The following is a 25,054-nucleotide window of genomic DNA, read 5'->3' as shown; positions in this document are numbered from 1 at the left end:
TACCCGGCCTGGATGTCTGGCGTTATTCAGAGTGACTCAAATATCGCGCCCAGCCCGCTTCGGCGTTCCGTTCGGGTGGCGATCGCCTGCACCAGCACCCGTTCATCGGTATAGAGCGACAGGCGCTGACGCGCGCGCGTAATGGCGGTATAGATCAGCTCGCGGGTAACGACGGGTGAAAGCTGCGTGGGCAGGATCAGCGCCGCATGGTTAAACTCGGAGCCCTGGGATTTATGCACCGTCATCGCCCAGGCGGTTTCATGCTCGGGTAAACGGCTGGGCTGGAAGGACTTCACGCTCCCGTCCGGCATCTGGAACCAGACGCGCAGGCCCTGACCGCAGTCGAGCGCAATCCCGATATCCCCATTAAACAACCCCAGCGCGCTGTCGTTGCGGGAGATCATCACCGGTCGCCCTTCATACCAGCGCGAATGCGGGGTACGGTTAATTTTGCGTTTTTGCGCCAGCAGCTGTTCCAGCCTGTCGTTGAGACCCCGGACGCCAAAGGGGCCTTCCCTCAGCGCACAGAGCAGCTGATACTCGCCAAACGCGGCAATGACCTGCTCCGGCGTACTTTGCTGTTGTACGCCCGTCAGAAAGTGCTGGTACCCCTGCAGGGCGTCGTCCAGCATCGCCTGATACTCTTCCCCGCTTTGCAGCGATTTTTTCTCTATATCCGTAAAGGTACCGTCAAACACCGCAGTGGTGGTGCGCCGGTCACCCCGGTTCACCGCTGCCGCAAGCTGGCCGATGCCGGAGTCGCTGCCGAAACGGTAGCTTTTTTGCAGCAGACACAGGCTGTCGCGCAGAGCCCCTGCCAGCGAATGGTTTTCAGAGGTGAGCGAACATCCGGTGAGACGGGCTAACTCCTGCGCGCGTTCAGCGGTATATCCCAGGCTGGCATAGGTGCAGATATCCCCCAATACGGCTCCCGCCTCAACGGAGGCAAGCTGGTCGCGATCGCCGAGGAAAATGACACGCGCGTGCGGCGGTAGCGCATCGATCAAACGCGACATCATCGTCAGGTCAATCATCGACGCTTCATCCACGACCAGCACGTCAAGGTGCAATGGATTACCGGCATGATAGCGCAGACGCTGGCTACCCGGCTGTGCGCCAAGCAAACGGTGCAGCGTGCTGGCTTCATTGGGGAAAAGCGCAAGCTGCTCCCCGGTTAGCGGCAGCTTTTGCAGCGCGCCGCCTAACGATTCTGTCAGACGCGCCGCCGCTTTACCGGTGGGGGCCGCCAGGCGAATACGGCACTTTTGCTCACCCGAGAGCTGAATCAGCGCGGCAAGCAGTTTTGCCACGGTGGTCGTTTTCCCGGTGCCCGGGCCGCCAGAAATCACCGAGATCCGTCGCGTTAAGGCCACGGCTGCCGCCACTTTCTGCCAGTCTGTCGCGTCGTCAGCGGTAAACAGCGTATCCAGCGTTTGCCGGAGCTTTACTTCATCGCAGGGAAGCGGGGCGTTGGTCTCGCTGAAGAAGCGCGCTACCGTCAGTTCGTTACGCCACAGCCGGTTAAGATACAAACGCTCGCCGACAAGGATCATTGGCGTCCCGGTATCGGCTCCGCTCACGGCAGGCGAACCGAGTAATATCTCCTGCCAGTCCACTGCGTCCCCCAGCAGCGCGAAACACGCCTGTAAAGCCGGAGGCATTTTCTCATCCACCGCCAGACGCGACAGCGGCAGACATACGTGCCCTTCCCCCGCGTCTTTACTCAGAATGGCGGCGGCCAGCATGACGGCCGGCTCCTCGCCTGCCACCATCATGGCGAACTGCACATCCAGGTGACGCAATAATCGTTGTTCAACCGCGTCCAGCAGTAGCGCCTGCATCGTCATGCCACCTCCTCCGTGCCTGCAGCAAACAGGTTATCCATTTTTTCAATCAGTTCCGCAGCCGGACGCGTGCTAAAGACGCCGGAATGCGGGTCGTTAGCATCCACTCCGCGCAGGAACAGGTAAATTACGCCGCCAAAATGCGCTTCGTAGCGGTAATCGGCCATGCGATGGCGCAGGTAACGGTGCAGCGCAAGGGTGTAAAGCTGGTACTGCAGATCGTAGCGATGCATTTGCATTGCCGAGGCCATCGCGTCCTGGGTGTAGGCTTCGCTGCTTTCACCCAGCCAGTTTGATTTGTAATCCAGCAGGTAGTAGCGCCCTTCGTGGCGGAAAACCAGGTCGATAAAGCCTTTGAGCATCCCCTGCACCTGGCGGAAGTTCAGCGGCGGACATCCGGCGGATAACGGATCGTACTCGCGGATCAGCGCATCAAGCGCCTCGGCCCTGAGCGGGCTGGCGATGGGGAGATAAAACTCCATCTCCACCTGCTTATCTTTGGCGGTCAACTGGTTCAGCGAGATCCCCTGCGTCGTGAGCGGCGCGTGCAGTACCGCGCGGATCCAGTCGGTGAGAACCGGCTGCCACTGTGCGTCGTAGCCGCCACTCTGTAACATCTTCAGCACCCACTCTTCGGATACCGGCTGGGTAAAATCCAGCTCTTCAAACAGGCTGTGCAAAAACGTGCCCGGCGAGGCGCCGCGCGGGAACTGGTGCGGCGTGAGCACCGGCTCAACAGGTACGCTACCGGCTCCTGCGGCATCCACGTCCAGTTTTGGCATCAGATCCTGCGCAATACTCTGCCCGTGCTGCTGCAAACCGGAGTAGCTGGTGACGCGCCAGTCGTCGGCAATGGTACGTACAACCTGGCGGGCATGGAGCTCTGACTCACCCAGCTCCGGCATCTGCCAGCGGCTGTTGTCGGGCTGCGACGGAATATGCAGGGCAACATGCTCTGTGCAAAGAGATTCGATGCACTGGCGCAGGCCCGCCGCGTCTTTGGGTTCACCATGCTGAATAAGCCGCCCCAGCGCGCTCAGATGAAAATCGCTCTCCCCGGTCTTTTCGCCACGGCGACGGAACAGAGGCGCAATGCCCAGGCTGCAGTGCCAGACCGAACGGGTCAGCGCCACGTAAAGCAGGCGCAGGTCTTCCGCCAGACGCTCGGCTTCGGCCAGCTCAACGCTGGACTCCGCGTTGCTGAGATCGAGCACCGCCTCAAAAGATTCGCGATCGTGGTAAAAGGCCTGATCCTGCACGCGATAATTGGCGATAAACGGCAGCCAGACCAGCGGATATTCCAGGCCTTTCGACTTGTGAATGGTGACGATCTGCACCAGATGTTTATCACTCTCAAGGCGCATCTGCTGGCTGGACGAATTACTGTTCGGATCGGCAATCTGCTGCGCCAGCCAGCGCACGAGGGCGTGTTCGCTCTCCAGCTGCGTACCGGCTTCCTGCAGCAGTTCGCTGATATGTAAAATATCGGTCAAACGGCGCTCGCCGCCTGCTGTCGCCAGCATATTCTCGGCAATGTGGCGCTGTGCCATGAGCTCGCGCACCATCGCCATGACTCCACGCTTCTGCCACTTTTCGCGGTAGCGAACAAACTCTTCCACCACGGCATCCCACGCGGCTTCGTCATTGTTGAGCGCATCGATATCCCGTGCGTTCAGCCCGAGCATCGCGCTCGCCAGTGCGCTACGCAGCGTGCTTTCCCGCTCCGGAGCCAGCACGGCCTGCAGCAGCCATAGCATCTCCTGCGCTTCCAGCGTTTCAAAGACGCTGTCGCGGTTTGAGAGGTAGACGGAGGGGATATTTAGTAACGTCAGGGCGTCGCGGATGAGCGCGGCTTCCTGACGGCTGCGAACCAGCACCGTGATATCGGATGCCTTTACCGGGTTTGGTTTATCCCCCTTCCACAGCAGCGCTTTACCATGCGCGCCCGCACTGAGCCAGTCGCGGATTTGTGCGGCACAATGCTGGGCCATGGCATTTTGATAGTCGGCAACGCCGCAGCCTTCCCCGTCCAGCAGCCAGAAGTTCATGGCAGGCTGCGTCTCGCCGTTGAACTCGAAGCGCAACGAGGCATTTTTCTCGGCGAACTTTACCGGCTGAAACGGGATCTCCCGGAACATAAACGCCGTATCCATGCGGCTGAAGAGCGCATTGACGCTTTCCACCATGCCGGGAGAGGAGCGCCAGTTAGTATCGAGAGTGTAGTGCGCGTCAACTTCGCTACGGGCTTTCATGTAAGTGAAAATATCCGCACCGCGGAAGGCGTAGATGGCCTGTTTCGGATCGCCGATTAACAACAGCGCGGTACCGGGCTGCTGGCGCCAGATACGGCGGAAAATGCGGTATTGCTGAGGGTCGGTATCCTGAAATTCGTCAATCATCGCCACCGGGAAGCGGGTGCGAATCGCGGCGGCAAGCGCTTCGCCATTTTCACTGCACAGCGCCGCATCGAGGCGGCTCAGCATGTCGTCAAACCCCAGCTCACCCCGGCGGCGTTTCTCACGCGCGACGGCGTCGCGAATTTCCGTCATGGCGCGAGTGATCATCAGATCGTTGAGCGTTAAGGGCTCAGCCAGCAGGGTTTCAATCGCCACAAACAGGGGATGCTCAGGCACAATGCCGTCGGATTTGGTCCGCTCAACCAGGAAACGCCGGGAGAATTTCTCCAGCGCGTCCGGGAGCTGGTAGCCTCGCGTCTCCTCCTGCGCCCAGGCGCTGATCTTGTCGATCCATTTTCCCTGGTTGCCACGGTTAAACTTGCGTCGGTCAATCCCGGAATTTTCGATGATTGCGTCAATTTCGCCAACGGACTCCATCCATTTTTGCTTGATGTCGGCAATTTGCGCGATGATTTTTTCATGCCGTGAGGCCAGGGTTTCATCCGCTGGCGGCGGGGATTTGATGACCGGTGCTTCCCCCTGCAGATAACGATCGATAGCGCGCAGCAGCGCCTCCGGGCCCTTCCACAGCGCATGTACCGCTTCGGCGATATCGCGCTGTAACGGGTAGCAGTGGCGACGCCAGAAATCCGCGCAGGCCTGATAGCGAAGCACGGATTCATCTTCAATGAGCTGCTGTTCGAACAGCATGCCGGACTCGAACGCATTCAGGCTCAGCATGCGCTGGCAAAAACCGTGAATGGTAAAGACGGACGCTTCGTCCATCTGCCGTTCAGCGAGGAGCAGCCACTGGGCTGCCTGTTGCTTATCGGCAATCTCTTCCAGAAGGCTCGCGTAGAGGGGGTTATCCGTGCTCTGACGCAGACAGGCGATGCGCAGCTCGTGGATATTGCTGCGAATACGGCCCCGCAGCTCAGCGGTGGCAGCCTCGGTGAAGGTGACTACCAGCAGCTCTTCCACGCTCAAAGGGCGTGGAAAAGCGGCGTTGCCGCCAAGCCCCAGCAGCAGACGCAGGTACAGGGCGGCAATAGTGAAGGTTTTTCCCGTTCCCGCTGAGGCTTCAATCAATCGTTCACCCTGCAGAGGTAAACGTAAGGGATCAAGGGACTCAGCGGTATCGGTCATTCTTTCTTACTCCAGGGCATAGATTGCTGCAGCGCGCTGACGCTCTTCCAGACTTTCCAGCCTTTCGGGTTCACGTACTCCGTTTTCCCGTTCTGGCTACCGGAAACCTGAGACAGGATAGTGATTCCCTGCGGCTTAATGACCGCCTGATGGAAGAAGTCGGCAACCTTCTGCGGCGTCAGCTGTTTTATCTCGGCCACTACTTTATCACGCGAATCAAATTTCAGATTACCGCGATCGAAATCTTTGCTCAGCTGCGAGGCTTCTTCACCCAGCGTCTGCGGCGGCTGCATCACCTGTGCGATGACGGCCTGCTGGATCTGCGCAAACTCTTCCGGCTTCATGGCGCGGAGTTTCGCTTCCACCTGCGGGAAGAAGGCCTGGTAACGCTTCCAGAGATACGCCGGCTGTTTATCGCTGCTTTGCAGCAGGAAACCCAGCCCCCACTGTCGGCCTACGTTCATGGAGAAGGCAAACACCGCGTAGCCAAGCTGCTCCTCAGTGCGTAACTGGTTGTAGAACCACGGCTGAATAATTTGCCCCAGCACGGCACTCTGCGCTGAGCTGGCGAATTCATCATAGCCCGTTGGCACAAATACCGCGGCCAGCGCGGAGTCCGTGCTGTTACCCGCCTTTTCAAAAATCACATTCTGTTTTTTCTCAACCAGCACGTCCTGGTTTCGGCACCACTCGTCGCCTTTCGAACCGAGCTGAGCGCGTACATTCTCTGCCAGGGTTTTGGCCTGGTCCTCACTCATGTTGCCGACGATCAGGAACTCCGGGCGCGTGTTGGTTTTCAGCGCGTCACGGTAAGCCAGCACGTCTTTTAAGGTGATCGAAGGCAACAGCGCGCGGCGGTCTTCTCTCTGGAAATAAGGAACTTGCGACAGCATTTGCGCCGGCATAAGCGCCAGATCGTAAGCTTTGCCCTTCTCCGCAGAATCCATCATCTGCGCATACCACGATTTGGCCTGCTCAAGCTGCTCTTCCGTCGGCGTATAGCTGAAATAACCCTCCAGCAGTGCCTGGAACAGCTGAGGCAAACGCTGGGTATAGCCGTTTGCATTGAGCATCAAACCGTTGTTGGCGTTGGTGGAGAAACTGATCCCGCCCACGGCCGCCTGGTTGCTGAGCTGATCGAGCGCAATCCCGGCGAGATAGTCATTGAGCGCGAACATCACCTGATTTTTAGCGCTGTTCATCGCTTTCGGGTTACGCAACACCACGCTGACATCGGCCTTTGGCTCGCTTGCGAAATAGCGGCTAGGGGTATACACCACGCGTAGCGTAGGCTCATCAACGATCAGCGCCGGGTGCGGATAATCTTGATTCGTTTTGGTCAGCGAGAAGTCATCCGGAATATAGGGGTTCAGATCCGGCAGCTTCAACGCAATCTCCCCGGACTTCTTCTGCCAGTCGGCGAAGGTCTGTGCGCTGATTTTGTCCACCTGATAAGGAGCATCGACAAAATACGCCGTCTTGTTATGCGGTTCGTTCGGGCTGATGTACCAGATGCGGGCATTCTCCGGCGTCATCATCGCCAGGCGGGCTTTCACCGCATCGGCATCATAGCGGTCGGCAATATTGACCGCATCGAGGGTGTGCTCCACCGGCACGCGGATCATGGTATCCGCCAGCCACTCAACGTAATCCATGTCGCGGGTAATGGACGGGTAACGGAAATCGAGATCCAGCACGTGCGCGAGCTCATCAAAGTAGCGCTTATCGACGCCTTTCTGACGCAGTAAAGAGAGGTAGCTGAAGATCGCAGCCACCACTTCGTCACGGTTTGCCAGGCCCTTGTCGGTCAGGGTGGCGGAGATCGCCAGCACGCCGCTATTGCCGTTCACAACCGGATCGGAGTCGGCGCGAATACCTTCCACGAGCCCCTGTTTTTGCAGCCAGTCAGAAAGCGTACCCGGACTACGGTTACCTATCAGGTAGGTCACCAGCTCATCGGTTTTACTGCGAAACTTTGCGGTGTTGTTATCGATGCGGAATTCCACGCGCAGCACTTTGCGCGGCAGCGCAGGCACGTAGTGGATCACAATGCCCTTTTGCGCGTCCGTGACCACCGGTACGTCTATCTGCGGCAGGTCGATATTTTTATTCGGCACCCGACCAAACGTTTTAGCCGCCATGTCTGCCAGTTCTGGCAACGGTTTATTGCTGTAGATGACCGCTTTCATCAGGTTGGCGGAGTAGTATTTATCGCGAAACGCGTGCAGGGCATCAAGCACCGGGCTGTTCGGTTTGTCGCTTAACGTCTCCAGGTTACCGCCGGAGAAGCGCGAACCCGGGTGCGCAGGGTTGATGGTTTCGGCGCTGACCTGGGCCATGCGCATACCGTCTCGGGTGCGGGCCATGGTCAGCTCGGCATTCACCGCATTGCGTTCACGCTCGGCGTATTTTTTATCCAGTAACGGCGCGGCGATGGAATCAGCAAGGCGGTCGACCGCGCCTTCCAGCGCATCATTTTCGACTTCGAGATAAAAGGCCGTGCGGTACGGTGCCGTACTGGCATTGTGGCTGCCGCCATGCATTTTCAAAAATTCGGACAGGCTATCTGGCTGCGGGTATTTTTTTGACCCCATCAGCGTCATATGTTCCAGATAGTGTGCAAGCCCAGGATGCGCGTCAGGATCTTCCAGCGATCCAACCGGCACCACTAATGCCGAGAGGGACTTCACCGCCTGCGGATCGGAAACCAGCAGCACGGTCATGCCGTTATCAAGACGAATAGCCTGATATTGACGAGTATCTTTTTCGCTTTTACGAATAGTTTCCTGAACGGGTTGCCAACCGGAGTCTGCCTGAGTGACAGGTACCCAGAGGGCGAAAAACAAAACAAACGCTTTAAACAAGGTGCTACCTCTTTATCACGGCTACATCATTAACACATTGCGTGCTGGACACGCCAACATCTCTTTATGGGGTACATCAGTCCGTGATAAGAAGTGCATCATAAATGAACACCCCATACTGCGCAATTTTTATACAGCGCTCAGGACTGATTAAATTTAAACAACGGCAGCAGGTAGCGCTGCGCCTCTTCCGTGATGGCCTCAAAGTACTCTGGCTCAAGCGTTCGCCATAAGCGCTGATACCAGACATCTTCACCTTCGCCCCGCACCATCATGTTACCTTCGTAGGCCTGCATAAATTTACTGCGCGCTTTCTGCAGTGACGCCTCATCCGTTAACATCGCATCATTCTGTGCGTCATAACAGGCTTTTATCCAGGCCCCGCCACTTTCCGGCAGTACCAGGAGCGGTTTGTTCATTCCCTGACGGTAGCCCTCAATGTACAAAGACAGATACCGTAACGCCTGCTCAGACTCCATCGGCGGGAAGCGCCATTCGCCCTCTTTGCGCACGAAAATCCGACTTTCACCTTTATGACCATCCGCACTGTAGACAAGATGTTCCAGCCAGAGTTGCAAACCCTGTGAAACGCTAAGCATAGAGGGCCGCCAGCGCAGCAGCCCGTCCGGCTGAACCTGGGTTAACCAGCCCGTGAGCTGTACACCATTGCAGTTGAGATCGATTTCAATGCTTTTTCCTGGCTGTCGGCACGCTCTTACGCGCTCTGCCAGGGCGGTCATCTCCTGACACTGCGCCTCCCAGACAATTTCCCCGAACGCCCCATAGGGCAGCTGCCCTGCAGCACGGTAGCGGCGATAAAGTTTGTCAGCATCTTCCTCTTCAACCAGCGCATTCAACAGCTGCAGGTTTAATTGGTAGCGCTCCAGCCCTTCCAGCGTAAAGGGCTCTGCATCAGGAATTTCACTCTCTTCAGAACGGAAGTTGACCTGCAATCGCTGCTGGAAGAAGGCGCGCACCGGATGCGCCCAAAACCGCTGAAGCTGTTCAAAGGTCAGGGTATCGACAGGGCGCGGGTCAAGTTCCTGTATGAAATCGGTATGCGCACTCCCCTCCTTTTTCGCTGCCGGTAACCACTCCTGCGCATAGCTCTGGCGCTCGCTGGGCGTGTAGTTCACCGGGTCAAATGGCATGCGGCTGTGGAAACATGTGATATGAGATTTCACCCTCTTCTCGCTTTCATCGCAGTTGCGCTCTTCATCCCCCGGCAGATAGTGACTCTGGCCGATATAGTCCACCAGCTCCTGCACCAGAACGGAGGGAAAACGCTCGCTGTTGTCCTGAATGGAACGGCCGATATAGCTGATATAGAGCTTACTCTGGGCGGAAATGAGCGCCTCAAGGAAGAGGTAGCGGTCATCATCGCGGCGGCTACGGTCGCCCCGCTTTGGATCTGCGCTCATCAAATCGAACCCCAGCGGCGCCAGCGCGCGCGGATAAACGCCGTCGTTCATGCCAAGCAGACAGACCACTTTAAACGGGATAGAACGCATTGGCATCAGGGTGCAGATATTGATGGGACCTGCCAGGAAACGCTGGCTGATTCGCTCCTGATCGAGCCGCTGCGTCAGCTCATCCCTCAACAGCGACAGCGGGATGGCCTCCTGATAGTGGGAGTTCACGCCTTCGTCGATGATCGCCTGCCACTGCGTTTCAATCAGTGCCATTGCCGCTTCGGTGTCACTGTCTGGCAGAAAGAAATCATTAAGCAATGCCCTGCAAACCGGAAGCCACGCTTCAAGCGGACGCGGCTGCATCAGCTCGTGTCGCCAGCGGTTAAGCTGCATCAGGAGTGACGCTAAATGCCCCACCAGTTCAGCAATTAACCCGCTGGACTCATCGTAAGGCAGCACCTCATTCCACTCGCCCTGGCTGCTCTCCATGGCGTAGCCCAGCAGCATACGCGTCAGGCCAAAACGCCACGTGTGCTGCCCGGTAGGAGGAAGTTCGAACTCCTGAACGTTATCGTCATCGATCCCCCAGCGTACGCCAGATTCGTTCACCCACTGACGAAGGTAGCGCAGCCCCTCTTCAGTGATGTTAAAGCGTGCAGCCAGCACGGGAACATCCAGTAACGCCAGGACATCTTCGGAGATGAAGCGGCTATCCGGCAGTGAAAGCAGAGTGATAAAGGCCTGCAGTGCCGGATGCGACTGGCGGGCACGACGGTCAGAGATAGCGTAAGGCAGATATCGCTCGCCCGTCGCACTGCCAAAAACGGCCTGAATGAAGGGACTGTAGCTGTCGATATCCGCCACCATCACCACAATATCGCGTGGCGTCAGTTCGGGATCGTCCTGCAGCATCGCCAGCAGCTGGTCGTGAAGCACTTCGACCTCGCGCTGAGGGCTATGGCAAACATGGATCGTGATGCTGCGATCGTCAACATCCAGCTTGCGCTTGCTGTCGCTACGTTCGAATTCGTTCGCCGTCACGCCCATTACGGCACGGTTTTCCAGATCGAGGATATCCAGCTGAATATGATGCAGCAGGCTATCCGGGGTAATGTCGACAAAGGCATCCACGTCGCCTTCGCCTGATGAAGTGATGTCTGAAAGCATGTGAATGTAGTCACGCCCCAGCTTCCCCCACGAGGCAAGCAGTGGATTGGGCAGGTTCTGGATACCGTCTTCATCAAAAAGCTGACCGGCAGTCGCGCCGTCTTTAAACAGCGGGACGGAACGTTCTTCAAAAAGGCGCTTTCGTTGGCGAGTTACCAGCCGCGCAAGCCAACGTTCGTCGAGGATATCCCCCCAATACTGTCGGCAAGGGTTGGTGAACAAAATATGGATATCAATATGTTTACCCAGCGCGTTCAACGCCTTCAGATAAACAGGCGGTAATGCGGATATCCCGCAGATAAAAACGCGTGACGGCAGTCGGGCCGGGCGCTCCGGGGCATTCTCGAGTATTGAGATAAACCGCTCGTACAGGTTGGCACGATGCCACTTAGGCTGCCCAAGTTTCTCCGTATGCTCTACCAGTGCTTTCCACAGCGGTGCCTGCCATATTTGCGCCTCCGGTAGCCCTTCAACCAGCTCGCCCGCTTCCCAACGAATTAACCAGTCAGAACGGTAAACAAGGTATTGGTCGTAGAGATCGGCGGTACGCGACGCCAGCTGGAACAGCTTGCGCTTATCGGTATCGTCATTGAGGTAGTGGCGCAGCATGGCGAATTCATCGTGCTGCAGCATTTCCGGCAGCAGCGCCATGAGCTTCCAGCTCATGCCTTGTTTGTTGAAGGCGCTCTGCTCCGGGATGTCCGGCAACACGCGCACAAACATCTCCCAGATAAAACTCGCGGGCAGCGGGAAATCAATATTTGCGGCTATGCCAAATTTACGGGAAAGCGACATTTGCAGCCACTGTGCCATACCGGTGCTCTGCACCAGCACCATTTCAGGCTCAAAAGGATCGTCAAGCCGCTCGCGCTCAACGATAAATTCCATCAGCGCTTCCAGCACATCCAGACGATTTGAGTGGTAGACCCTTAACATAGACGCTCCCGACTACTGGCTAACCGGGCAATGCAGACGCGTTATCTCACCGCGCCGCCCCAGAGGAGAAATAAGTGTGACCGTGATGCTGACACATCCTGCGTGCGTTGTCTGCCCCCGACTGGCCTGCCAGCCTGCCGGGAGAACATTTGTTGAGAGCTGAGACTGATTCCAGGCATGGTGCCAGAGCTGGCGATACTGATTAAACAGGGTAAACCGCGCCGCCAGCGCCCGGTGATAACCGGACAAAGCCGTCACGACGATCACCAGCAGCATCATCGCCAGCAGTACCTCAACCATGCTAAACCCTTTTTCTCTGTTCACGGCAGCTGGCATAACGCGCTCTCCTTAAGGGGACAAAAATCACTCCAGCCGTGAGGCGAAAAGCGAACGTTCCCGTCGACAATCTCTCCTGAGCGCCAAAGCAGCAGGCCGCTGTCTCCGGCAATCAGCAGCACACGCGCTCCATTCAACTGGCGCAAACACACTCGCCACGCCGGTGTCTTCTTGCACTGAACCTGTGGCTCCGACGACCAGCTCTGAACTCGTCCCCACTCAAGCGCGGACTGCACCGTCGCCTGCTGCTGAATCGAACTTTTCTCACCGCCAACGAGCGCGCTAAAGGTTGTGAGCTGCTGATTGAGACCGGTGAGGATCAGGGTACCGAGCACCAGTAAAAGCAGAACCATCGCCAGCGAAGACATGCCGCGTTGACGATTCACAGGTTGTACCCCGTGACCGTATACAACGCCTGCCAGGGCTCCCCCTTCTCGCCTTTGCGAATCGCCGCCATTTCGATATTCACCTCTGGCGCAAAACCGGCATGTTCAACTGTCCTCACCACAAAATGCGCGATCGCTAGCCTGTCCGGGTCCGTGAGCTTTTCCCATCCTTTTCCTTCACATGAGGTCGCTCCACGCTGGGTTTCAAGCGCACCAGACTCCAGTCGAAAACCGTTGCTGTCATTTTCTGATGCGCTGTTATCCCAGCTGCCGTTACTGTTGGCATCCCACCGCACAATGACGCAACTTCCTTGCCTGGCGGTCACCAGCGCCTGTCCCTGACAGTTTCCCGCGCAGTACCCCGCACGCTGAAGCTGTTTGCCCAGAGCAAACAGGTGGTGCCAGACCTCTTCCTCCAGTTGTCTCTGACCAGATTGCCCTAAGATCGCACGCTGCAAGCCGGGTAAAAAACGCGATGCGCTTATCAGCAAAAGGCTGCTAATCGCCGTGGCAATCAGAACTTCAGTCAGTGAGAAACCTCGCTGCTTCATCGACATGAACCTCCCGCAGAGACCTTACACATCCTGATGCGTCCTCCATTTGAGACAATAATCAGCCATTCTCCCGCGCGGCTTTGAACGCGTATCCGCCCTGCCCATGCCGTATCCTTTAATCCATAGAACGCGAGCGACGGCGTTACCTCGCCGATCGCGACCTCAGGCCAGAGTGGTATCAGCACAAAGGGACTGCCCTTCTCACAGCCTTGCGCGGCAGAGCTCACCAGACAATCCATGCCTCCCACCCGCAGACGGGTAATTTGATGGTCGCGGTTGTAGCGGTTGGCATGGTTGCGCAGAAACAGCAGGTAATCTCGCACCTGACTGGCGGTTTGCCACAGCCGCTGCTGCCGCTGCCAGCTGTCCCAGCCGTACAGCCCTGAGGCGCTGAGGATAACGACAAGCGAAATCGCGACCAGCGTTTCGATAAGCGTAAAACCGTTCTCTTTTTTCATACCGGGAGTGTGGCGAAGCGCCGTGAACATGACGAGCGACGGTTCTTCGTTTTACGAGGCGTTATCCGAGGAATTGAGAGTGTTGCAGCGCGTTGCACGCTTTCTGGATAGCGCTTCGGGAAACGGGATAAAGGCGAAAAAAAACCGGCGCTAAAGAGCACCGGTTGTGTCACGCTTTATCGCATCAGATAGCGACAGGCGCTTTGATGCCCGGATGCGGGTCATAGCCCTCAATCTCGAAATCATCAAAGCGGTAGTCGAAGATTGATGCCGGTTTGCGCTTGATAATCAGCTTCGGCAGAGCACGCGGTTCGCGAGTCAGCTGGAGATGCGTCTGTTCCATATGGTTGCTGTAAAGATGGGTGTCCCCACCGGTCCAGACAAAATCACCCACTTCCAGATCGCACTGCTGCGCCATCATGTGGACCAACAGCGCATAGCTGGCAATGTTAAACGGCAGGCCGAGGAACACGTCACAGGAGCGCTGGTAGAGCTGACAAGAAAGCTTTCCATCCGCCACATAGAACTGGAAGAACGCATGGCACGGCGCCAGCGCCATTTTATCCAGCTCGCCGACGTTCCAGGCGGAAACGATGATTCGGCGCGAGTCCGGATCGTTTTTCAGCTGGTTCATCACGGTGGTGATCTGGTCAATATGGCGACCATCAGGCGTCGGCCAGGCTCGCCACTGCTTGCCGTAAACCGGGCCCAGGTTGCCATTTTCATCTGCCCACTCGTCCCAGATTGAGACGTTATTTTCGTGCAGATACGCAACGTTGGTATCGCCTTGCAGGAACCAGAGCAGTTCATGAATGATCGAGCGCAGGTGGCAGCGCTTTGTCGTCACCAGTGGGAAGCCTTCTTGCAGATTGAAGCGCATCTGGTGGCCAAAAATGGAGAGCGTACCGGTGCCGGTGCGGTCGTTTTTCGGCGTGCCCTCGTCGAGCACTTTTTTCATCAATTCAAGATACTGTTTCATGGTTCCTCAGGAAATTTGTTGCTGTGGACGACGACGATACGCCCAAATCATCATAATGGCACCCGCGACAATCATCGGAATGGAGAGGATCTGCCCCATGCTGATGTACTGTACCCATTCGCCGGTAAACTGTGCGTCAGGCTGACGGAAGAACTCGACGATAATACGGAATGCGCCGTAGCCAATCAGGAACAGGCCGGAGACAGCGCCCATCGGACGCGGTTTGCGGATAAACAGGTTGAGGATGATAAACAGCACCACGCCTTCCAGCGCCAGCTCGTACAGCTGAGACATATGGCGCGGCAGAACGCCGTAGGTATCAAAAATGGACTGCCACTCCGGGTGTGATGGCAGCAGCGCGATATCCTCTGCGCGGGAGCCCGGGAAGAGCATCGTGTACGGCACGCTCGGGTCGACGCGGCCCCACAGCTCACCGTTGATAAAGTTACCCAGACGGCCAGCGCCGAGACCAAACGGGATCAGCGGTGCGATAAAATCTGAAACCTGGAAGAAGTTGCGTTTGGTGCGTTTGGCAAAAATCACCATCACCAGGATCACCCCAATCAGGCCGCCGTGGAAGGACATGCCGCCGTCCCACACGCGGAACAGATAGAGCGGATCGTTCAGGAATACCGGGAAGTTATAGAACAGCACGTACCCAATGCGGCCACCGAGGAACACGCCGAGGAAACCCGCATAGAGCAGGTTTTCAACTTCGTTTTTCGTCCAGCCGCTGCCCGGACGACTGGCGCGACGGCCAGCGAGCCACATGGCAAAAATGAAGCCCACCAGGTACATCAGACCGTACCAGTGAAGCGAAACAGGTCCTACTGAGAAAATGACCGGATCAAATTCCGGAAAATGCAGATAACCACTGTTCATCTGTCACCACAAGATGTTGTTATTCCGCTGAAAGTGGACAGCGGTAGAAATGCGATTCTGCCGTAAGCAGAGGCTCCAAAGTTGCGAATCATAGCACAAGGCGGGCGCGGAGGATGCGCCAGAGATGTAAAAGATGTGTATAGGGTTTCATGCGCGCTGGAGCCCTCTCCCGGAGGGAGAGGCAGAAAGATGATTAGCGGCCGCCGCGGATCAGGCCGCCCATACCGCGTCGTTCCATAAACGCTGCGACCTGATGACGAACCTCTGCTGCCAGCTGCGCGTCAAGGCTGCGTTCAGCCAGCTCGCGGGCATCGTTGATGTCGATATGCCGCAGCAGGTACTTCACGCGGGCGACAGAGCGACCGTTCATCGACAGATGGCGGTATCCCAGACCAATCAGGATCGCAACGCACATTGAATCCCCGGCCATTTCACCGCACAGGCGTAAATCAATGCCGTACTGTTCCGCTTCACGGGCAATCATCGCTAACGCGCGAATGATCGCCGGGTGCAGGCTGTCGTAGATACTGGCGACACGGGTGTTGTTACGGTCGACGGCCAGAATATATTGCGTCAGGTCGTTTGTGCCGACAGAGATAAAATCAACACGGTTTGCCAGCTGCGGCAGCATAAAGACCATAGACGGCACTTCAAGCATCACCCCGATCCGCGGTTTCGGGATCGCATAGCCGATCATCTCTTCCACTTCACGGCCTGCACGTTCGATCAGTCGCCGGGACTCGTCGATCTCATCAATGCTGGTGACCATCGGGAGTAAGATGCTGAGATTGCCCGTCGCCGCATTGGCGCGCAGCATCGCACGCACCTGGATCAGGAAGATCTCCGGCTGATCGAGCGTAATGCGGATCCCACGCCAGCCCAGGCACGGGTTTTCTTCGCTGATCGGCATATAGGGCAGCTGTTTATCCGCGCCGACATCGAGGGTTCGCAGGGTGACAGGTTTGTCGTTAAACATCTGCAGCATCCCCTGATACTGCGCCACCTGCTCCTCTTCGGAGGGGAAACCGCTCTGCAGCATGAACGGGATTTCAGTACGGTACAGGCCAATACCGTCGATGCGGCTGCCAAGCTTTTCTTCATGCTCAGGGCTTAAACCGGCGTTGAGCATGACTTTGATCCGCTCTCCGCTCTTAAGCTGTGCGGGCAGGTTAACGTCATCCTCCGCCAGCTTGCTTAATTCATTCTCTTCGCTGATAAGTCGCTGGTATTCCTGGAGCAGAACCGGCTCAGGATCGACCAGCAGCTCACCGCGATAGCCGTCAACCACCAGCGTACGGCGGTGCAGTACCGACGGCTGGATGTCGGCCCCCATTACGGTTGGGATACCCAGCGCGCGCACCATAATGGCGGCATGCGAGTTGGCGGCACCATCGCGCACCACCACACCGGCCAGCCTGTCCTGGGGCAGTTCAGCCAGCGTCGTTGCCGAGAGTTCATCGGCGACCAGAACAAACCGTTTTGGCCAGGCATTCGGCCCCTGAATGGTGTCATCGAGATGGAACAGCAGACGCTGTCCCAGGGCGCGGAGATCGCCAGCCCGCTCTTTCAGGTAACCGTCGGTCAGTGCCGCAAATTGGTCGGCAAATTTTTCGATGACCTTCTTAACCGCCCACTCTGCGACCGAGCCTTTATCCACTTCCGCAAAAAGCTCACGACGCAGACGCGCGTCGGAGAGCAGGTGCGAATAGAGGTCGAAGATGGCCGCCGTCTCTTTCTGTGCGCCTGCGGCAAAGCGCTTGCTGTAACGACGAAATTCATTCGCCGCCTCTTCCAGCGCGGCGGTAAGACGCTCGCGCTCAAGCGCTTCATCAAGCGTAGAGGCTTCGTAAACCTGCTCCATCAGCGGCAGCGTGGCGTCCATCCAGCCTTCCGCAATCGCTACGCCTGGCGATGCCGGAAGGGCACGAATGCGCGTATGGCGATACTGACCAAAGAGCGCGGCAAGCTGGGACTGGGAGAGGATCGCCGCCATCTGCGTGGCCAGCGTGACGAGGAAAGACTCTTCGCTTTCATCGTACTGACGTAGCTCGCGCTGCTGGACTACCAGCACGCCGAGCAGCTGGCGACGCTGGATAATCGGCACGCCAAGGAAAGCGCGGAAGCGCTCTTCTTTTACGGAAGGGATGTATTTAAAGCTGGGGTGTTTTTGCGCATCAGCAAGGTTGATGGGTTCAGCCAGCCGCCCAACCAGGCCCACGATACCTTCATCAAATGCAAGCGTGACGGTGCGTCCACGTGGTTTTTTCAAACCACGGGTCGCCATCAGGTAATAGCAGCGCCGATCGTGGTCGGCCAGATATACCGAACAGACCTCGGTCTCCATCGCAAGACAGATGTCAGTAACCAGAATATTCAGCGCCTCGTTCAGACGCGGAGCACTGGCCACCTTCTCGACTATTTCTCGCAAGCGGGTGAGCATGATTTGCGTAGCTTAACCTCTTTTACGTCGCCAGGCAGGTGCGCTCTGCGGCTTAGGCGGGATCTCCTGAAGCTGCATGACCACACTTGCAAACTCTTTCATCACCCTACGGTAAACATCGCGTTTAAATGACACGACCTGACGAACAGGATACCAATAGCTCACCCAGCGCCAGCCATCGAACTCCGGCGTACTGCTGGTTTGCATATTGATGTCTGAATCGTTGCCCACCAACTGCAACAGAAACCACTTCTGTTTCTGGCCGATACAAACCGGCTTTGTGTCCCAACGCACCAAACGTTTCGGTAACTTGTAACGCAACCAGTTGCGGGTCGAAGCCAGGATGCGAACATCTTTTCGGCTTAAACCGACCTCTTCAAAAAGCTCCCGGTACATCGCTTGTTCTGGGGACTCTCCCGGATTGATCCCGCCTTGCGGGAACTGCCAGGAGTGCTGACCATATCGCCGGGCCCACATTACCTGGCCCTGACGATTACAAATTACTATTCCTACGTTCGGGCGGTAGCCATCGTCATCAATCACCGGACTACCCCAAATTAAACCTTATATATGAATGATTGTTTCACACTACAGGGAGGCGGTAAACCACTCTCTTACAGGGCTGCAACCTAATAACATTTGAATAACTCACAAATAAGTACTGAGTTATAAACAGATGAGAGGCAGTGAAGGGAATTTTATTCACTTTTTCTGTGGATATAGTTGTGAAGAAGTGTCTGATTACCGATGAACAACCTCAAACCCTGTTTTGCCAACGCTTTCGAGTCATTCAAATAATTCAATATTTTTCATAAAGTTAAATGTATTTTTATGAACAAAAAACAGAATAGCGTGACGATCATCACATCAGGGATCGTCGTACTGATGAAAGATCGAACAGCGTCGGTTTTATCCACAGATTGTGCCAATAAGTTAGTCACAATTTGTTTGAAAATTCGATTTTCATCGCACGTCAAGGCTGTAAATTGAAACAGTAGTCAGGGTTATGCCCAGTTATCCCATTTTTCTGTGGATAACATGGTGTAAGATCCTGTTCATTGTCAGTGACCAGATTTGAACAACCGGTTTTCTGAGTCTGGTGAAACGATTTAAAAGCAATAAAAAAACCTATAAATCATAGACATGGAATATTGGTACAGAAATAGTTAAACTCTATCCACAGGGGACAATTTCTTCGTTTATTTTTTAATCAAAAGGTTACCTTCATGCATCTGCTTACACCCTTGCTCTCACCGCCGTCCAGCGAGGGCCAGTTGCTACAGCAGGCACAGCGTCTGGCAGGCTTTTCGCTTGGCGAGCTGGCGGCAATGGCAGGGCTTCAGATCCCGAAGGATCTAAAACGGGATAAAGGCTGGATCGGCATGCTGCTCGAGCTGTGGCTGGGCGCCAGCGCAGGGAGCAAACCCGAGCAGGATTTTGCAGCGCTTGGCGTGGAGTTAAAAACCATCCCCATAGACAGCCAGGGCAAGCCCCTTGAGACCACCTTCGTCTGCGTTGCGCCATTAACCGGCAACACCGGCGTGACGTGGGAAACCAGCCACGTTCGCCACAAGCTGAAGCGCGTGTTGTGGGTGCCGGTTGAAGGTGAGCGTCAGATCCCGCTGGCTGAGCGTCGCGTTGGCGCGCCGCTGCTCTGGTGCCCGAACGACGATGAGGAGCAACAGCTGCGTCTGGACTGGGAAGAGCTGATGGACATGATCGTGCTTGGGCAGGTAGAGCGCATCACCGCCCGGCACGGAGAAGTATTACAGCTGCGCCCGAAAGCGGCCAACAGTAAAGCGCTTACCGAGGCAATCGGCGCGCAGGGCGAGCCGATACTGACGCTGCCGCGCGGTTTTTATCTCAAAAAGAATTTCACCGGCGCACTCCTGGCACGTCATTTCCTCCTAAAAACATAGTTTTTTACTTATTTTGCGAGCTCCCAAACATAATCGACTGCTTTTTAAGATTTTACCGCTTCCTCCTGTTGCAATATCAGGTTAAAACTAAACTATGATTTGATACGCGCCAGATGAGGACGATAACGATGAAAAAATGGGCAGTGTTAGTTTCAGCAGTCGGTTTAGCGTTTGCCGTATCGGGCTGTAGCAGCGATTACGTTATGGCGACAAAAGACGGTCGAATGATCCTGACCGACGGCAAACCCGAAGTCGACGATGATACCGGTCTGGTCAGCTACCGCGACCAGGAAGGCAATAAAATGCAGATCAATCGCGACGAAGTATCGCAAATTATCGAGCGATAAACAGAGAGAGGTCAGTCGCTTGCTGGCCTTTTTGATTTTTTTCTTCCCCTTTTGCTTCCCCTCTGCCATGTTTATATTCCTTTGTCGGGCACGCCCTGACGCGGTCTATAAGTCTACTGAGGAAGCCGGCTATGCATTATCACCGTATCCCCCACAGCGCTCTTGAAATAAGCCAACTGGGGTTGGGCACGATGACATTTGGTGAACAAAACAGCGAAGCCGATGCCCATGCACAACTCGATTACGCCGTCAGCCAGGGGATTAACCTGATTGATGTCGCGGAGATGTACCCTGTTCCGCCACGTCCGGAAACGCAGGGACTTACCGAAACCTACGTCGGTAACTGGCTGGCAAAACGCGGCAACCGTGAAAAGCTGGTGATTGCCTCAAAAGTCAGTGGTCCCGCGCGCAACAACGATACCGGGATCCGCCCGAATCAGATCCTCGATCGTAAGAATATCCGCGCCGCACTGGACGCCAGCCTGAAGCGCCTGCAAACCGACTACCTCGACCTGTATCAGGTGCACTGGCCGCAGCGCCCAACCAACTGCTTTGGTAAGCTCGGCTACAGCTGGAATGAGAGTGCCCCCGCCGTAACGCTGCTGGAAACGCTGGAAGCGCTGACCGAGTGCCAGCGCGCGGGAAAAATCCGCTACATTGGCGTCTCTAACGAAACGGCCTTTGGCGTAATGCGCTATCTGCACCTGGCGGATAAACACGATCTGCCGCGTATCGTCACTATCCAGAATCCGTACAGCCTGCTTAACCGTAGCTATGAGGTGGGTCTGGCCGAAGTGACGCAATATGAAGAAGTGGAACTGCTAGCCTATTCCTGTCTCGGCTTTGGCACGCTGACGGGGAAATACCTGAACGGCGCGAAACCGGCCGGGGCGCGAAATACCCTCTTTAGCCGTTTTACCCGCTACAGCGGCGAGCAGACGCAGAAGGCCGTTGCCGCCTATGTGGATATCGCAAAGCGTCACGGTCTTGACCCTGCCCAGATGGCGCTGGCCTTCGTGCGTCGTCAGCCGTTTGTTGCCAGCACCCTGCTGGGCGCGACCACGATGGAACAGCTGAAAACCAATATTGAGAGTTTCCATCTGAACCTGAGTGAAGAGGTATTAGCGGAGATTGAAGCGGTGCATCAGGTTTATACGTATCCTGCGCCGTAATAAAAGCAAAACGGCAACGCACGTTGCCGTTTTTAGGGTTTGCTCCCTCTCCCTGTAGGAGAGGGCCAGAGTGAGGACATCAGGCCGCACTTATCAGCGCCGACGTTGCCAGATCCACAATCCCGCAATCGCCAGCGCAAACAGCCCGCCAAACCCGACGCCAATCCCCACCACCGGCACACCGACTTTTACCGCCAGCGAGTAGAGCCCCAGCATTAACAGCATCGCCAGGTTTTCACCCAGGTTTTGTACCGCGATAGCATTCCCCGCCCCGACGGTCTGCTTGCCACGTTCCTGCAGCAACGCGTTCAGCGGCACCACGAAGAAACCGCCCAGAATACCAATCAGGATGAGGAGGGCATACGCAGGCAATAATGCATGTTGCAGCGAGAAAATCAGCACCACGACGCCAATCAGGATCCCTGCGGGCATGCAGCGTGCTACGGTCTCTAGCGTCACCAGCTTCGCCGCCGCGCCAGCTCCCACCACAATGCCGATGGCCACCATCGCGTTAAGATAGGTCGGCGTCGCGTTGTCGGTAATTCCCAGCGCCACCGGCACCCACAGCACCAGCAGGAAGCGCAGCGTGACGCCCGCTCCCCAGAACATACTGGTTCCCATCAGGGAGAAGCGCGTTTCTCCGTTACGCCACAGCACGCGACAGGCGTTGAAGAAACTGCCTGTCATCGGCTTAAAGCGCCAGGATTGTCCCGGGCGAGCCACAGGTAGCTTAGGAATAAACAGGTTCGCCACAACTGCCCCGCCATACACCACCGCGCAGATGCCCAGTGCCGCCAGGACATGCCAGTCGGCCAGTACGCCGCCCGCGACGGATCCGAGCAGGATTGCGGCGATGGTTGACGACTCCATCAGGCCGTTGGCTTTCACCAGCTTATCGCCCGTGGTCAGTTCTCCGAGAATGCCATACTTAGCCGGGGAGTAAGCGGCAGCGCCAATGCCCACCAGCGTGTAGCCAATAAACGGATTGAAGCCAAAGCAAATGCTGGCGGCACCCAGCAGCTTGAGACCGTTGGCAAACATCATCACCCGGCCTTTCGGGAAACTGTCCGCCACCTGCCCGACGAATGGAGCAAAGATAATGTAAGCGCCCACAAACACCATCTGCAGGATCGGCTGGCTCCAGTCGGGGTAAAACTCGGCCTTCAGCAGCGCCAGCGTGGCAAACAGCAGCGCGTTATCACCAAACGCAGAGAGAAACTGCGCAGCGATAACGGCCATCATGCCTTTCGATCTGAGCGATGTGTTAGTGTGTACTGACTCACGCATTTTGCTGTTCCGCCTCTTCAACCATGCCTTTCAGGGTCACGAAATCGGGCTTCCCGCTACCCAGCACCGGGAGCTGCTTCAGGAAGCGAATATCGCGCGGCACCGCCAGTTCAGGAATACCGTGTTCACGCGCATAGCTCAGTAACCTGTCGCGCTTAAGCTCAGCGTCAGTCGTAAACAGCACCAGCGCCTCGCCTTTGCTGGCATCACTCTTCACCACCGTCGCATGCATCTTATCCGCGGAGACGGCCGTCGCCAGCTGCTCAACCATTTCCAGAGAGACCATTTCACCGGCGATTTTGGCGAAGCGCTTCGCGCGTCCCTGAATCTGTACAAAGCCTTGTTCATCAAAACGGACAATATCACCGGTGTCGTACCAGCCGGTTTCAACCTCGCCGTTGACGTTTTCAGCCGTCGGCACCTCAAGCACGCCTGGGTTTTCCACGCGCAGATAACCGTTCATCACGTTTGGCCCTTTCAGCTGCAGACGGCCACCGTCCTCAATGCCCGGCACGGCCAGCAGACGCGCATCCATCCCCGGCAGAATTCGACCCACCGTACCCGGCTTCGCCGCCATCGGTACGTTAATCGAGACCACGGGAGCACACTCGGTAACGCCATAACCTTCGAGAATGCGCAGGCCAAACTTGTCCTGCCAGATCTGACGCGTGCTCTCCTGCAGTTTTTCCGCACCGGCCACCACATACCGCACGCGATAGAAGTCATACGGATTGGCGAAGCGCGCGTAGTTGCCGAGGAAGGTTGAGGTGCCGAACAGAACGGTGCAGTTACGGTCATACACCAGCTCCGGCACAATCCGATAATGCAGCGGGCTTGGGTAGAGGAACACTTCTGCGCCGGTCAGCAGCGGCGTAAACAGCCCCACCGTCAGGCCAAAGGAGTGGAACAGCGGCAGCGCCGACATAAAACGGTCATTCGCGGTAAAGTCGGCAATGCTTTTGATCTGTTCAACGTTCGCCAGAATGCTCTTGTGGCTGTGGACGACGCCTTTCGGGTTGCCTTCCGATCCCGACGTGAAGAGGATAATCGCGTCATCTTCCGGCTGCTGTTTGACCTGGGCCAGACGCGGCATCAGCAGGTGAGCAAAAATCCACAGCTTGTCGCCGGTGGTCACGTCCGCTTTCAGATCCTCCAGGAAGACCCAGCGCACCTGGGTAAGCTGCTCGGGAAGATGCCAGAGCTTGCCTTTGTCCAGGAACTGACGAGAGGTAAAGACGGTATTAATCTGGGCAGCGGTGATGGCGCTGGTCAGCCCTTTCACGCCCGCCGTGTAGTTCATCATTGCCGGGATGCGCCCCCGGGAAACCGCACCAAAAATCACCGCCGCGCTGATGCCTGCGTTAGGCAGCATCAGGCCAATCTTTTCGCCCTTCATGCTGTATTTCTCAAGAATGCGGCCCACAAAGAGGGTCTTAGTCAGCAGCTTGCGATAGGTATCCGGGGTAAAGTTGATGTCTTCGATGCAGTTTTTCTTCGCGCCATAGCGGTGCTGCGCGGAAAGCAGAGATTCGTACAGCGTTTCGCGCGGACGCACGGCCATGCGCGCTTCCATCATAATCTGATGCAGCATTTCCCCGGCGATTTTACGGCGATCGCGGGCACGCGGGGCGTCCGGCATCGGTAACGACGTGGGCGGCAGAATATGCAGCGTGATTTTTGGGAACAGACGCTGCTTCACCAGCCCCTTCAGTCGGCTGAAATGGGTCAACTCTGCGCCTTCAATACGCAGCGGCACCACGGTCGCTTTTGATTTCGCTGCAACAAACCCCGCGCCATCGTAGATTTTCATCAGCGAACCGGTCACGGAGATACGCCCTTCCGGGAAAATAACCACCGGACGCCCCTGCTCAACCAGACGCACCAGATGCTTAATCATCATCGGCTTTGTCGGGTCGAGCGGCACAAAATCAATCAGCGGAGTGAGCCAGCGCATGTACCACTGCTGGCTGATAGAGGTATAGACCGCAAACACCGGACGCACGGGTAAAAATAGCGCCAGCAGAATGCCGTCTATAAAGGAAACATGATTTGGCGTGATAAGAACGCGTTCGCCGCGAAGCGCCTGGGCATCGCCAGTAACGCGGATGCGAAAAAGAATACGGAAGAGTGTACGGAAGAACCCAAATAGCATCTCAACTCCCTTTGCCAGCCAGTGTGGAGGGTTGATAGTAAATGGTGGCAGATTACACGAGAAGTGATACGGGAGCGACAGCAAAAGTGGAGGCGAAAAAAAACCTGCGCATCCGCGCAGGTTGGTGCAAGAGATGAGTACGAAACCGTACTAAGAATTCTCACCAATCAATACCTCTGGGATCTTGATTGTGGTCGTTCGACCTGCGCTTCGCCAGCAGGAAAACGCAAGGGAATGAGCCGAAGTGCAACCAGGTGTGAATATTTTCTATTGCTGTTACAGGTTGAACTTTCAGGCAAAAAAAAACCTGCGTAAAAACGCAGGCTGGTGTAAGCGTGTTAATCAACCGGAGTTGACTCCACCTATCAATACCTCTG

At 56.4% G+C, this 25,054-nt stretch carries 17 protein-coding genes; 3 read left to right on the top strand and 14 right to left on the bottom strand.

What is annotated here, in order from left to right; all coding sequences use genetic code 11:
* Positions 1 to 26: 26 nt before the first annotated feature.
* The 12 genes from recD to rppH all read right to left on the bottom strand — a co-directional run bounded on the left by recD (position 27) and on the right by rppH (position 18,343).
* Entirely contained in the window at positions 27 to 1,847 is a 1,821-nt protein-coding gene (recD, locus tag AC1VYI_RS06200) for an exodeoxyribonuclease V subunit alpha (RefSeq protein WP_134867194.1), read from the bottom strand.
* Entirely contained in the window at positions 1,844 to 5,386 is a 3,543-nt protein-coding gene (gene recB, locus AC1VYI_RS06195; protein WP_226484252.1) for an exodeoxyribonuclease V subunit beta, read from the bottom strand. The genes recD and recB overlap by 4 nt, the downstream gene beginning before the upstream one ends.
* Positions 5,383 to 8,250 carry a pitrilysin gene (gene ptrA, locus AC1VYI_RS06190; protein ID WP_134867193.1) on the bottom strand — a complete coding sequence of 956 codons (2,868 nt, stop codon included), beginning with the start codon at positions 8,248 to 8,250 and terminating at the stop codon, positions 5,383 to 5,385. Before ptrA ends, recB begins: the two co-directional genes overlap by 4 nt.
* A 140-nt stretch (positions 8,251 to 8,390) precedes the next feature.
* Positions 8,391 to 11,765 carry an exodeoxyribonuclease V subunit gamma gene (gene recC / locus AC1VYI_RS06185; RefSeq protein ID WP_226484254.1) on the bottom strand — a complete coding sequence of 1,125 codons (3,375 nt, stop codon included), beginning with the start codon at positions 11,763 to 11,765 and terminating at the stop codon, positions 8,391 to 8,393.
* 12 nt (positions 11,766 to 11,777) lie between these two features.
* Positions 11,778 to 12,101, bottom strand: a complete 324-nt coding sequence (locus AC1VYI_RS06180; RefSeq protein WP_023309042.1) for a prepilin-type N-terminal cleavage/methylation domain-containing protein — start codon at positions 12,099 to 12,101, stop codon at positions 11,778 to 11,780.
* A complete protein-coding gene (locus AC1VYI_RS06175; protein WP_045355581.1) occupies positions 12,086 to 12,487 on the bottom strand; it encodes a DUF2509 family protein in 402 nt (133 codons plus the stop codon). The genes AC1VYI_RS06180 and AC1VYI_RS06175 overlap by 16 nt, the downstream gene beginning before the upstream one ends.
* Complete coding sequence (locus tag AC1VYI_RS06170) at positions 12,484 to 13,044, bottom strand: prepilin peptidase-dependent protein (protein ID WP_134867192.1); 561 nt, start codon at positions 13,042 to 13,044, stop codon at positions 12,484 to 12,486. The genes AC1VYI_RS06175 and AC1VYI_RS06170 overlap by 4 nt, the downstream gene beginning before the upstream one ends.
* Positions 13,035 to 13,499: a prepilin peptidase-dependent protein gene (locus tag AC1VYI_RS06165; RefSeq protein ID WP_029740488.1), complete on the bottom strand. Its 465-nt coding sequence runs from the start codon at positions 13,497 to 13,499 to the stop codon at positions 13,035 to 13,037. Before AC1VYI_RS06165 ends, AC1VYI_RS06170 begins: the two co-directional genes overlap by 10 nt.
* A gap of 184 nt (positions 13,500 to 13,683) precedes the next feature.
* Positions 13,684 to 14,478 carry a thymidylate synthase gene (thyA, locus tag AC1VYI_RS06160; protein WP_014885081.1) on the bottom strand — a complete coding sequence of 265 codons (795 nt, stop codon included), beginning with the start codon at positions 14,476 to 14,478 and terminating at the stop codon, positions 13,684 to 13,686.
* A gap of 6 nt (positions 14,479 to 14,484) precedes the next feature.
* Positions 14,485 to 15,360, bottom strand: a complete 876-nt coding sequence (gene lgt, locus AC1VYI_RS06155; RefSeq protein WP_023309046.1) for a prolipoprotein diacylglyceryl transferase — start codon at positions 15,358 to 15,360, stop codon at positions 14,485 to 14,487.
* 193 nt (positions 15,361 to 15,553) lie between these two features.
* Complete coding sequence (gene ptsP, locus AC1VYI_RS06150) at positions 15,554 to 17,800, bottom strand: phosphoenolpyruvate--protein phosphotransferase (protein ID WP_134867191.1); 2,247 nt, start codon at positions 17,798 to 17,800, stop codon at positions 15,554 to 15,556.
* A gap of 12 nt (positions 17,801 to 17,812) precedes the next feature.
* The gene (gene rppH / locus AC1VYI_RS06145) at positions 17,813 to 18,343 is read right to left on the bottom strand and encodes an RNA pyrophosphohydrolase (RefSeq protein WP_013098553.1); all 531 of its coding nucleotides are present in this window, start codon (positions 18,341 to 18,343) and stop codon (positions 17,813 to 17,815) included.
* 683 nt (positions 18,344 to 19,026) lie between these two features.
* On the opposite strand from rppH, the gene mutH reads away from it, so the two are divergent.
* The 3 genes from mutH to AC1VYI_RS06130 all read left to right on the top strand — a co-directional run bounded on the left by mutH (position 19,027) and on the right by AC1VYI_RS06130 (position 21,238).
* Positions 19,027 to 19,719 (top strand): DNA mismatch repair endonuclease MutH, encoded by a 693-nt coding sequence (gene mutH, locus AC1VYI_RS06140; RefSeq protein WP_134867190.1) that lies wholly within the window; start codon positions 19,027 to 19,029, stop codon positions 19,717 to 19,719.
* 128 nt (positions 19,720 to 19,847) lie between these two features.
* Positions 19,848 to 20,066 (top strand): YgdI/YgdR family lipoprotein, encoded by a 219-nt coding sequence (locus AC1VYI_RS06135; RefSeq protein WP_008499668.1) that lies wholly within the window; start codon positions 19,848 to 19,850, stop codon positions 20,064 to 20,066.
* 131 nt (positions 20,067 to 20,197) lie between these two features.
* Positions 20,198 to 21,238 carry an NADP(H)-dependent aldo-keto reductase gene (locus AC1VYI_RS06130; protein ID WP_023309049.1) on the top strand — a complete coding sequence of 347 codons (1,041 nt, stop codon included), beginning with the start codon at positions 20,198 to 20,200 and terminating at the stop codon, positions 21,236 to 21,238.
* A gap of 93 nt (positions 21,239 to 21,331) precedes the next feature.
* On the opposite strand, the gene lplT is transcribed toward AC1VYI_RS06130, so the two are convergent.
* Positions 21,332 to 22,525, bottom strand: a complete 1,194-nt coding sequence (gene lplT / locus AC1VYI_RS06125) for a lysophospholipid transporter LplT (protein WP_134867189.1) — start codon at positions 22,523 to 22,525, stop codon at positions 21,332 to 21,334.
* Positions 22,518 to 24,677 (bottom strand): bifunctional acyl-ACP--phospholipid O-acyltransferase/long-chain-fatty-acid--ACP ligase, encoded by a 2,160-nt coding sequence (gene aas / locus AC1VYI_RS06120; protein WP_045355589.1) that lies wholly within the window; start codon positions 24,675 to 24,677, stop codon positions 22,518 to 22,520. Before aas ends, lplT begins: the two co-directional genes overlap by 8 nt.
* Between the last annotated feature and the right edge of the window lie 377 nt (positions 24,678 to 25,054).

This window comes from Enterobacter sp. QK-SA4 (assembly GCF_056856775.1).
The sequence above is the reverse complement of the archived record's forward strand: the minus strand, read 5'-3'. Positions and strand labels throughout refer to the sequence as shown.